The 10,628-nt window shown below is 48.9% G+C and carries 8 protein-coding genes; 4 read left to right on the top strand and 4 right to left on the bottom strand.

Annotated features, from left to right (window positions below; genetic code table 11):
* Positions 1 to 442 precede the first annotated feature (442 nt).
* The 3 genes from BWI93_RS07920 (at position 443) to BWI93_RS27415 (ending at position 6,021) form a co-directional block, all read left to right on the top strand.
* A complete protein-coding gene (locus BWI93_RS07920; protein ID WP_094809981.1) occupies positions 443 to 3,760 on the top strand; it encodes a S41 family peptidase in 3,318 nt (1,105 codons plus the stop codon).
* A 167-nt stretch (positions 3,761 to 3,927) separates the two neighbouring features.
* A complete protein-coding gene (locus BWI93_RS07925; RefSeq protein WP_369679122.1) occupies positions 3,928 to 5,109 on the top strand; it encodes an acyltransferase family protein in 1,182 nt (393 codons plus the stop codon).
* 519 nt (positions 5,110 to 5,628) lie between these two features.
* Complete coding sequence (locus BWI93_RS27415) at positions 5,629 to 6,021, top strand: hypothetical protein (RefSeq protein ID WP_141217393.1); 393 nt, start codon at positions 5,629 to 5,631, stop codon at positions 6,019 to 6,021.
* Between the two features lie 298 nt (positions 6,022 to 6,319).
* Here BWI93_RS27415 and BWI93_RS07930 read toward each other — a convergent pair whose 3' ends face one another.
* The 3 genes from BWI93_RS07930 to BWI93_RS07945 form a co-directional block, all read right to left on the bottom strand.
* Complete coding sequence (locus BWI93_RS07930) at positions 6,320 to 6,994, bottom strand: hypothetical protein (RefSeq protein ID WP_094809985.1); 675 nt, start codon at positions 6,992 to 6,994, stop codon at positions 6,320 to 6,322.
* Between the two features lie 6 nt (positions 6,995 to 7,000).
* Positions 7,001 to 7,486: a hypothetical protein gene (locus BWI93_RS07935; RefSeq protein WP_094809987.1), complete on the bottom strand. Its 486-nt coding sequence runs from the start codon at positions 7,484 to 7,486 to the stop codon at positions 7,001 to 7,003.
* Positions 7,487 to 7,683: 197 nt separating this feature from the next.
* The gene (locus BWI93_RS07945) at positions 7,684 to 8,400 is read right to left on the bottom strand and encodes an intradiol ring-cleavage dioxygenase (RefSeq protein ID WP_094809991.1); all 717 of its coding nucleotides are present in this window, start codon (positions 8,398 to 8,400) and stop codon (positions 7,684 to 7,686) included.
* Positions 8,401 to 8,546: 146 nt separating this feature from the next.
* Here BWI93_RS07945 and BWI93_RS07950 point away from each other — a divergent pair, with 146 nt between their 5' ends.
* Complete coding sequence (locus BWI93_RS07950) at positions 8,547 to 9,587, top strand: methyltransferase (RefSeq protein WP_094809993.1); 1,041 nt, start codon at positions 8,547 to 8,549, stop codon at positions 9,585 to 9,587.
* Between the two features lie 59 nt (positions 9,588 to 9,646).
* Here the strand turns inward: BWI93_RS07950 and BWI93_RS07955 are convergent, their stop codons facing one another.
* On the bottom strand, positions 9,647 to 10,411 hold the full coding sequence (locus tag BWI93_RS07955) for an OBAP family protein (RefSeq protein WP_094809995.1): 765 nt from the start codon (positions 10,409 to 10,411) through the stop codon (positions 9,647 to 9,649).
* Positions 10,412 to 10,628: the final 217 nt, after the last annotated feature.

The raw sequence follows: 10,628 nt of genomic DNA on the forward strand, positions 1-10,628 counted from the left end.
TTCAATGTGATTAGCCCCGTATGCAATGCGGGGTATAGGTGCGTCCCGCCTGGCAGGCACAGCCTACCAACGTTTGCGTCCGTAGCGAATGCTACGAACAACCCGTCCCGTTTACGTTATCGTTTTTCTATACTGAAAATTGAAACGGGACGATTAAGTGCGACACCCCCTGTGGGGCTGGTTTGGAAACGTATACCAGTTGCTGCCTCTTTAATCGAATCCCCATCAACCTGATTAGCCCCGTATGCAATGCGGGGTACGAGGCACCAGCTATCCTTTTCCCGACTTCAGCCTTCATTTTCTGCCTCTTCTCCCGACCGTTTACGCCAAGCCCTACCATCCATCAATAATTTAGCCACCAACGATCAAGCAATGGTACCAAATGCAGCCTTAAGCTGCTAATTTGCATCCTGCATCTTTTGTGACATCAACCGCTTCCCCCATGCGTCATATACTCCTAACCGCTTTGGGAGCTTTACTTCTGGCAAAAAGTCCGGAATTAAAAGCCCAGCATTCCAACGAAACCTTACTGGTTCGTCAGCCTACCTTATCCAAAACGCACATTGCATTCACCTACGGCGGTGATCTCTGGATTGCCAATCGGGATGGTTCGCAACCCCGCCGGCTTACCGTAGCTCCCGGTACAGAAAGTGGCCCTTTGTTCTCTCCGGATGGACAAACCATTGCCTTCACCGGTACGTACGACGGCAACGCCGACATCTATACCATTTCGATCAACGGTGGTGAACCCAAACGCGTAACCTGGCATCCCAGTGCGGATGTAGTCCGTAGCTGGTCGCCCGATGGTAAACACCTGTTGTTCACGTCGACGGCCAATTCAACCACGCCCCGTTATCCTAAATTGTTTACTGTATCGCTCAATGGAGAATTACCGCAGGAATTACCCATCATCATGAGCGGTAACTGGGCCAGCTACTCGCCCGACGGTCAGACGATTGCGTATACAACCATTACGGATGCTTTCAACACCTGGAAACGCTACCGGGGCGGGATGACGACGCCCATTCGTCTGGTGAATACGAAAACGATGGATTCGGAACTGATTCCGCACGTGAATGCTTCCGACGTTCAGCCCGTGTGGATTGGTTCGAAAGTCTATTTTCTTTCGGATCGGAATCGAATCATGAACGTGTTTGAGTTTGATCGTTCGACCAAACAAGTCAAGCAAATCACGCATTACACGGATTATGATGTCAAAACGCTGACGGGCAACGGATCGGAACTGGTCTTTGAATACGCCGGACGTCTGCATACCCTGGAACCTGCTTCGGGTAAAGCCACACCCGTCCCCATCAGTATATCTCCCGAAATTCTGGCTCTGCGACCCACCTGGAAAAATGTTTCCAACATGATTCGGAATGCCAGTCTTTCGCCCAGCGGTGTACGCGTGGCAATCGAAGCACGCGGCGACATCTATACCGTTCCGGCAAAAAAAGGCGACTGGCGTAACCTGACGCACAGCGATGGTACCCACGACCGCGACCCAATCTGGTCCCCCAAAGGAGACAAAATTGCTTACGTATCCGACGCTTCCGGCGAGTACCAGCTGCATTTGGTGGATCAGAAAGGCGAGAAAGAGCCGGAAGTTATTTCGCTGGGCGAGCCTTCCTTCTATCGCCTTACGGAGTTTTCGCCCGATGGCAAGAAAATCCTGTATCAGGACAAGAAGCTGAACTTGTGGTACATGGATCTGTCGGCGAAGAAACCCGTCAAAGTAGCGACGGACACCTACGGACCCAGCACCAATCTGGAGGGCCATTTCTCGCCCGATGGCAAATGGATTGTATACTCCGAAAAGCAGGTCAATTACCTGAATACTGTTTTCCTGCACGAAATCGCAACGGGCAAAGCAACGGCCATTACCGATGGCAAGAGTGATGCCGGTAATGCGGTATTCAGCCGGGATGGCAAGTACGTATTCTTCACAGCCAGCACCAATACCGGTACAACCGTAAGCGGGCTGGACATGAGTGCCTACGATCGGCGGGTGACCAGTAATATGTACGTGGTGGTATTGAATGCGAAAGATCCTTCCCCTTTCGCTCCGGAATCGGACGAAGAGAAGGTTTCTGACTCGGAAAAAGGTAACGATGAGAAAAAAGCAGACGAGAAAAAGTCCGATAAAAAAGACGACAGTAAAAAAGATAAAAAGTCCGACGCCGCGAAGAAAGACGAGCCCAAGAAAGATGAGCCGACACCGAAAGTCGTCGTGGATCTGGAGGGCATTGGCCAACGCATTCTGGCACTCCCTATTCCGGCGGCTGCTCTCGGTACTCTGGCCGTAGCCGATGGGGGTAAACTGTTCTATGTCAATTACGGCGACGCGGTAACGGCTCCATCCCTGAATCGATTTGATCTGAAGGAACGCAAGTCTGAACCCTTTCTGCCGGGTGTAGCGGGCTACACGCTCAGTGCCGATGGCAAAAAACTCCTGTATTTCTCGGGCAGCTCGAATGTAGGTATTGTAGACGTCGGTGGAAAAGTGAATCCGGGTGATGGCAAAGTAGACGCCAGCGGTTTACAGGCACTGGTTGATCCCCGCCACGAGTGGAAGCAGATGATCGACGAATTCTGGCGGATTGAGCGGGATTATTTCTACGTACCCAACATGCACGGAGCCGACTGGAAAGGTGTGAAAGAGAAGTACGCGAAATTTCTGCCGTATGTCGCTCACCGTTCCGATCTTAATTATCTGATTGGTGAGATGATGGGTGAAATGGTTGTGGGACACAACTACGTATCCGGGGGTGATTTTCCGGAAGTAAAACCCATTCAGATTGGCTTACTGGGAGCTGATTACGAAACGGACAATGGCTATTACCGCTTCAAGAAAGTGTACAACGGTGAGAACTGGAATCCAAATCTGAAAGCTCCGCTAACCCAGCCGGGCGTTACGGTCAAGGCGGGTGAATACCTGATCGCCGTTAATGGTCGTCCGCTACGGGCTACGGATAACGTTTATAGCTTCTTCGAAAACCTGGTGGGTAAGCAGGTGATACTGAAAGTCAACAGCAAACCCAGTGAATCCGGTGCCCGTACCGTAACGGTCGTTCCGATTGCGAACGAAACAGGCCTTCGTCAGATGGATTGGGTGGAAGGCAACCGCCGCAAAGTAGACGCGGCAACGGGTGGCAAAGTAGCCTACGTATACCTGCCGAACACGGGTTCCGATGGATACACGTTCTTCAACCGCTACTATTACAGTCAGCTGGATAAAGACGCGGTCATTATCGATGAGCGTTTCAACGGCGGTGGTTTCGTGGCGGATTACATTATCGATATGTTGAATCGGCCGCTACTGAGCTACTGGAACGGTCGGGAAGGTAAATCCTTTACGTCACCCGCGGCTTCCATTTACGGTCCTAAGGTGATGATCGTTAATGAGTACGCGGGTTCGGGTGGTGATGCTTTACCGAATTTCTTCCGTCGCCGGAATCTGGGTACCATTATTGGTAAGCGTACCTGGGGTGGGCTCGTCGGTATTTCGGGCTATCCTTCGCTGATTGACGGTGGTTCGGTTACTTCGCCCAGCTTTGGTATCTACTCGCCCGACGGTAAATGGGAAGTAGAAAACATCGGCGTAGCTCCGGATATTGAAGTCGAAATGACGCCAAAGGATACGCAGAATGGCAAAGATCCCCAACTGGAAAAAGCCATTGAAACCGTACTGGATCAACTCAAAAAGAATCCGGTGAAACGTCTGGAAGCTCCCGCTCCGGATAACCGGGCGAGAGATTAATACTGATTATTGGTTTTCATTTAAAGGAAAGGCTCACCGAGTGGTGAGCCTTTCCTTTTTTGCTGAACTGCTTACTGCCAACGATTTAGTAGGAATGTAGTATCGCCCCACCCTTTTCCCCTATCTTAGCTCAGCAAACCATTACCTCTTGATAAACCTATCGTATCGTGTCTGTTACTACTACTACCTTTCCCAAAGGCCGACTCCTGTCGATGGATGCGTACCGCGGCTTTGTGATGTTTTTGATGATGGCGGAAGTGCTACAGCTGGGTCGCGTCGCTGAAAACTTTCCTGAAAGTACATTCTGGCAGTTTCTGGCGTATCACCAAAGTCACGCGGAATGGCTGGGCTGCTCGCTTCATGATCTCATCCAGCCTTCGTTTTCGTTTCTGGTGGGCGTGGCTCTGCCTTATTCCCTGGCCAGTCGTATCAGCAAGAGCGAACCTTTTGGACTTCAGTTTGCCCATACGCTGCGTCGCTCGCTGATTTTAATCCTACTGGGGATTTTCCTGCGATCCATTGGCCGTTCACAAACCAACTTTACGTTCGAAGATACACTAACCCAAATTGGTCTGGGGTATCCCTTGCTCTTCCTGATTGCTCAACGCTCGTTCCGTACGGGATGGATTGCTTTGGGGGTGATTTTAGTAGGGTACTGGCTGGCGTTTGTGCTGTACCCCGTTCCAGCCATGGCTCCCGAACGTGTCGGCGTACCCGCTGACTGGCCGTATCATTTTACCGGCATTGCCGCTCATTTCAATAAGAATACTAATCTGGCCTGGGCCTTCGATACCTGGTTTCTTAACCTGTTTCCCCGCGAAGAACCTTTCCTTTACAACGAGGGCGGCTATGCCACCCTGAGCTTTATACCAACGCTGGCCACTATGGTACTCGGACTACAGGCGGGTCGCTGGGTACGGGCTCAGTCGGCGGGCTTACTCAAACGCTTTCTGATGATGGGTGTCGCTGGGATAGTATTCGGGAGCCTCTTATCCGTAACCGGCCTTTGCCCCTCCGTCAAACGCATCTGGACGCCCTCCTGGGTGCTTTTCAGCGGGGGCTGGTGCTTTTTGTTACTGGCGTTATTTTACTTCTTGATTGACATTCGGAAATGGCAACGCTGGAGTTTCCCCTTACTGGTTATTGGCGTAAATTCCATTGCCGCCTACTGCATGGCTCATTTGTTTGAACCATTCATTGCAGAATCCTTTCGTACGCATTTCGGGCCAAACGTGTATGAGTTTTTAGGCGAACCCTACGCACCTATCCTACGTGGCCTGATCGTATTGTTGTGTTACTGGCTGATTTTGTACTGGATGTATCAGAAGAAATTATTCATCCGGATTTAAGTTGCTTGCCCCGATTTATTTTCCATAATGGCTGTAAATTGGAATGAGCGGAATACTATACTTCAAACAGCATAAAGCTAATATGCTATTTTTATGGTTTATCCTATCCAGGCATTATCTTTCATTTAATAAAAAAATTAGTATTTGTACTCAAAAAAATACTAATTGTTGTTTTGAAATGAATTGAAAAAATTCAATAATTACGGCTATAAAACCAAAACTTATAGCCCCATGAAAAAAACCTACTTTTTGTGTATCTACACTAGTAATTTTCTTAATCTCTTACGCATGTAGAGATCAAGAAAAAATTGTCAAATCAAAAGAAACGTTGCCGAAATTATTCACAGTAAAAATTGTTGCAAAATTGAGCACTACCGATTCTTTGTTTGAAAAGCTTAGCCGTCATGCTGATATCAGTTTCTTTGGTCCACTAAAAGTGGAAGAGGCCACGATAACAAAGTTCAATGAAATTCTACCATCCAAGTTATTTCGATCCCAGTAATAGATAGTAATAAGGTTTTGGAAGCTTTCTATTCAACAGATGAAGATGGCTTTTTCGTTACTGTATTTGAAAAAGTAGGGACCATAAACAATAAAGGTCAGTTTACAGGAACCAATTATTTACGTTCAAGGCAAGGAGATATTATCGCTGAAAAATTCAGAAATAATCAGTTGATTGGCTCAGCAATAAAAGATAACTTATCATCGCCTGGAGGAAGGCAAGAACCACCGAATCCTTGTTACGCATGCATCAATCACAATTACCAACAGATAAATCTAAATGTGAAGCTGATATGGTATGTGATATTGCCTGTACTCTTACTCCATGCTTTGCGGTATGGTCGGCTTCTGCCATTGCTGCCTGCACAAGTGGTGGCGGTACGGGTAACCCTTGTAATCCTTTTACTATAGACTAATAATCACTATGACCACGAAAAAGATTATTACTCTTTTTATTATAGCCCAAAGCTTAAGCTTGTTAGGAGCTTTCTTATATACTTCAACTTCTCTGCCCCAAATAATAAGTCATGTAGTGATGGTTGTAGGAATTATATTGAATATTGTAAGTTTCTTCTACATCATAAAAATAATTTTAAGAAGATTTAATAAATACCCTAATCAATAATATTCACTACTATTACAATACAGTTTATTACTAACCTCTACTCATCCAACTTACCATCGGAATGAGTAGGGGTTCTCTATGATTTTACACTTCCATAATCAATCCAATAGCTCCCGAAGAAAGGGCCTCAAACTCAACTGTATCCGTATGTTCCAGCGATAATCCATCCCGGCTTTCCAGCAGTCGGTTTTGCATTTCAAAAGCCCCTTCGATACAAAAAATGAATACACCTTTGGCGGGATTGATGAGCGTATACTGACCTTCCGCCCGCCCGTCGTATTGCCCGATGTAATAGGGTTGATCCTGACTAATGGGTACCAACTGATTGCCTGGACTCAACTCGAATGACTGGCTGGCAAGACGATACGCATCCGTTTCCTGATGAATCCAGATTTGCAGGAAATTGATCAATTCCTCCTCATACGGATTGGCAATTTCGTACGAAAGCGAATTGGGAGTGGTTACCTCCAACGTTTGCCCAGCGGCAATAAACGTATGTCCCCCCATTCCGTCGGTGTACTCGATGCCACCCACCAGCGGTAGAATGAGTACGCGGGTATTTCCCTCAGCCTGCATACGCAGGCGGGCTCCGGCTTGTAGCGTATCGTCGTTGAATACCTGTAAGTCACCAAACGGCTGCCGACCTTCCACCTGATACGGTCCGAAGTTGAATACCTGCCAGCTTCGCAACCAGTCCAATTCCGTTAGCCCCCGCTGATTAGCCAGGTAGATCTGAGCTTCTACCGAGTCCTGTTTCATTCCTTGTTATTGAATCGAATGAATATTTAAAAGGGGTTGCAGCGGGATTAGCTCCTTTTCTACGTCCTGACCAGCCCGTAAAGCCGCCAACTGATCGCCGTAGGCAACAAGCAGATGGGTTCCTACTACATCAATCCAGGTGAGCGGTTCGCTGTAAAAATCAATCACAACGGCGTGCTCTTGCTTTTGTTCCACGTGAGCATTCAGGATTTCGGACTTGAATTCCCGAAAGGGAAGCGTCCGCTGGCCGGCGGTATTTACCACGTCAGGCACGTATCCCTGCAGTTGTTCGATATAGTCCATGATTACCGTACTTACCAGCTCCTGATCGGCCTGTGGCTCTGCCGCCAGCACCTGCGTCTGGTAACGTTGCGACGACTGGTGGTATTCAAGCTTCTCAAAACGTTCCTGATACGTCTCCTCAAATACCTGCCGTTCCCAGGCAGCGGTCGAGGCTGCCGTAATTACCTTACGGTACCTCAGTCGAATCATGCTTTTTCCCATAGTTATTAAAACGTAGATTTATGTACGTCGTATTAATCTGCATTGAAATCCATCCAAACGTACCCGATCTTTTTGCATCGCCGTTTTCTTCTGGCAAAGCAACAATCCAGATACTGGCGATCCGGCTACCCTCGATGATCGAGGGATAGCCGGATACAAAAATTCTTTCCTTGATCTCGTATGCCTTAAGCACTCACCACAATCGTATGAGTGAGTACGTATCCCGCCGCCACGCTACCGGTTACGGTAGCAAGTTCGGTAGCGATGGAGTCAGCGAATACGTTGTCCCGAGCGTTGCTGGTATCCTGCTTACCACGGGTGTACAGGTTCGTAGCCGTGGTATAGACGGTGTTCGACACATCTTCGGGGAACGCAATCTGGGTAACCAGCAACGATTTTCCGCTCGAGTTATAGATGTGTACGTGAATGTGCGGAGCCCGGCCGGAGTACCAGCCCGGGAAAATCGAGGTAAAGGTAACTAATCCGTTCGCATCGGTCGTTTGCCGTCCCCTCAAAAAGTGCACGGAAGTGAAGTTACTACTTTGCATCCCCGTTCCGCCGTATTCCGAGTAATTACCGTCCTTATCGCAGTGCCAGATATCTACTAAGGCTCCCGCTAACGCTCCACACGCATTATTTTTATTCTGAATGTTGATTTTAATCGTAAAGGGCACCCCCGTACGGTCCGAACGAATGTCCGTGATAACCAGTGAGCTGGGCGATTTCGTAGGGAATGGACCTTCGGTTTCTGAAGGCGTTGCCGTACAGCTACCCGACCCCGTTTCGGTACCACTTTCCGGTGTTGTACTATCTTCATCCTTCTTGCAGCTACCCAACAGGGGAGCTATGGCCATGTATCCTAATGCAGAAAATCCTCGTTTCAAAAAGTCTTTACGTTCCATCGTCGGTTTGTATTGGAGTGTTCGATAATGAATACGCAGGCAACGAATCCTGCGTTGCAAGGCCTTTCAACTTTGAGGGAACTGCGAGGATTCCGTAGGTTTGTATACGATTTACTTTTCTAACTATTTTCTGGCTTTCTAAACCTATGCAACCAACCCTTGATCTGGCTCCGATTACCCGTCACCTGCGGGCCATGTACGGTTCGCGACTGCTCGTAGCCGCCGTAAATCACCTGAGTGTATTCGAACAATTCGAACACGGACCACTTTCGTTTACCGAATTACAAACCCGGCTTCAACTCAGCGAGCGTCCCGCTCACGTTCTTATTCCAAGCCTTTGTGCGATGGAAGTGCTGACGCAAACGGACGAAGGCAAACTCTATCCGTCGGAACTGGGCCAGTACCTGTCCCGAAAAACACCGCAAAATCTGATTGGTTACGTAGGTCTGGAAAAAGAAGATCCGGGGGTGCTGGAAATGGTGACGCGTCTGCAAAACGATGGCCCGCTGGATGCCTCTGAAGGCTTTTCGTACGTCATGGATGCCGACACTCCATCGCCCATGGATGAACCCGAAACGGCCCGGCTGTTCACGCTGGGGCTGGCCGGACGGGCTCGTAAACTTTCCCCGATCGTGGCCGAACACCTCCCCCGCATCGAAGGCCATCTGCTCGACGTGGCCGGAGGTACGGGCTTCTACACGTTCGAATGGTTACACCGCAATCCCTCAGCAACGGCTACGCTTTTTGACCGACCCCAGGTACTGGAAGTAGCCAGAGAACTGCTGGAAGAATTCATTGCTCATACGGGTGATCAGACGATCCGCACCCGTATCCAGTTTCAGGCGGGCGATATGCTGACGGATGTTTTACCCCAAACGGATCTATTACTGGCCGCGAGTCTTTTTCACGACTGGCCGACGCAAACGTGTCAGGAACTGGCTCAACGCTTTGCGACGGCCCTTCGCCCCGGTGGTGAATTGTGGGTACACGATACGTTTCTGAACGACACGCTCGATGGCCCCAAACCCGCTACCGACTACGGAGCCGCGTTGTTCTGGGGTACCAAGGGTCGCATTTATAGCCGACAGGAACACCGCAACTGGTTTGAGCAGGCCGGGTTACAGCCCTTACCGACCGAGATTCCTACGCAGATGGAGTACGGACTAATTGCGGCTCGAAAGGCTTAATGGGCTTGCCTGTATCTTCCCGGAAGCGTAAGATCTTTCGGGAAGATTACAAATTATGACTAGTTCAGATGGTGATGGGATAGTACACCCTTGTAGTCATCCGTTACCTTCAACTGACGGATTTCGCCCTTTTCCCAGGCATTCGCTCCCGCCTGAATAGCGGGCGTAGGAATATCCGCCCGGTTCTCTTTCTTTTCAGCCGTTGAAATACCAAAACGTTTGTCGCGGGCCGCTACTAAACTATCCTGCAACTGCCCCTCCTGCGTGAATCCCATCATCACCATCGGATGCCCCATCGGCAATACCAGATCTTTGTCGGTATGCCAAGTATGGAACGTCTTGCCGTAGGTACTCACCAGTTTTTCCATGAGTTCGTGTTCGGCTACTTCCGGAATGCCCGGGGCAATGAGCGTACCTGATTTTACTTCGTGGTGGTGACTGTGCCAGAGCTTACGCTCGTCGGCGGGAAGGGTTTTAAAGACCTGCTCGGAGACAATATATTCCACCCCCATAATCTTCGCATCCGCTCCGTTTCCGTCGAAAATGACGCATTGAATACAGTCATTGTTGATTTGCCGACAGTAGTGGTGAGCTTCCATTTGTCCCTTCATGTCCCCGTTGTAAAAATGAAATCCGTCCAGGTACATGTCCAGAGCCTTCAGGGGACGTTTGTCCTGTAAGAGATCGGCTCCGGCTTCGAGCACTTTGTCTTTGGTCGTTTTCTCCTTGCCCGGCGTTTCCACATTGGAAGGCGTATTCTTACCTCCGCAAGCCAGCAGCAGGGCGGACAAAACCAGCACAGGGATACAGGAATGAACATTCATAAGATCGATCGGTTGTGTTACGTGGAAGCACCGAACGCCAAAAAATTATTCCCTGATAATCAGTAACTTATTATCTTAAATCAAGAAGATGAAGTTTTTTCTTAACTAAAAGTACACGGACAGGTAAGATTTAATGATGATTTATTTTTGCTGTGATACGAATGTCTTTCGTCCCGCTGAGACAGCTGATCTTTTAGTCCGTATCGCGAACGCCACT

The sequence above is a fragment of the Siphonobacter sp. BAB-5385 genome, assembly GCF_002261125.1.
GTDB lineage: Bacteria > Bacteroidota > Bacteroidia > Cytophagales > Spirosomataceae > Siphonobacter.

Bases quoted from the DNA above. Each gene is read 5' to 3' on its own strand.
- BWI93_RS07955 (WP_094809995.1), bottom strand. From the start codon at position 10,411: ATGAATGTTCATTCCTGTATCCCTGTGCTGGTTTTGTCCGCCCTGCTG.
- BWI93_RS07930 (WP_094809985.1), bottom strand. From the start codon at position 6,994: ATGAAACAGGACTCGGTAGAAGCTCAGATCTACCTGGCTAATCAGCGG.
- BWI93_RS07945 (WP_094809991.1), bottom strand. From the start codon at position 8,400: ATGGAACGTAAAGACTTTTTGAAACGAGGATTTTCTGCATTAGGATAC.
- BWI93_RS07920 (WP_094809981.1), top strand. From the start codon at position 443: ATGCGTCATATACTCCTAACCGCTTTGGGAGCTTTACTTCTGGCAAAA.
- BWI93_RS07950 (WP_094809993.1), top strand. From the start codon at position 8,547: ATGCAACCAACCCTTGATCTGGCTCCGATTACCCGTCACCTGCGGGCC.
- BWI93_RS07935 (WP_094809987.1), bottom strand. From the start codon at position 7,486: ATGATTCGACTGAGGTACCGTAAGGTAATTACGGCAGCCTCGACCGCT.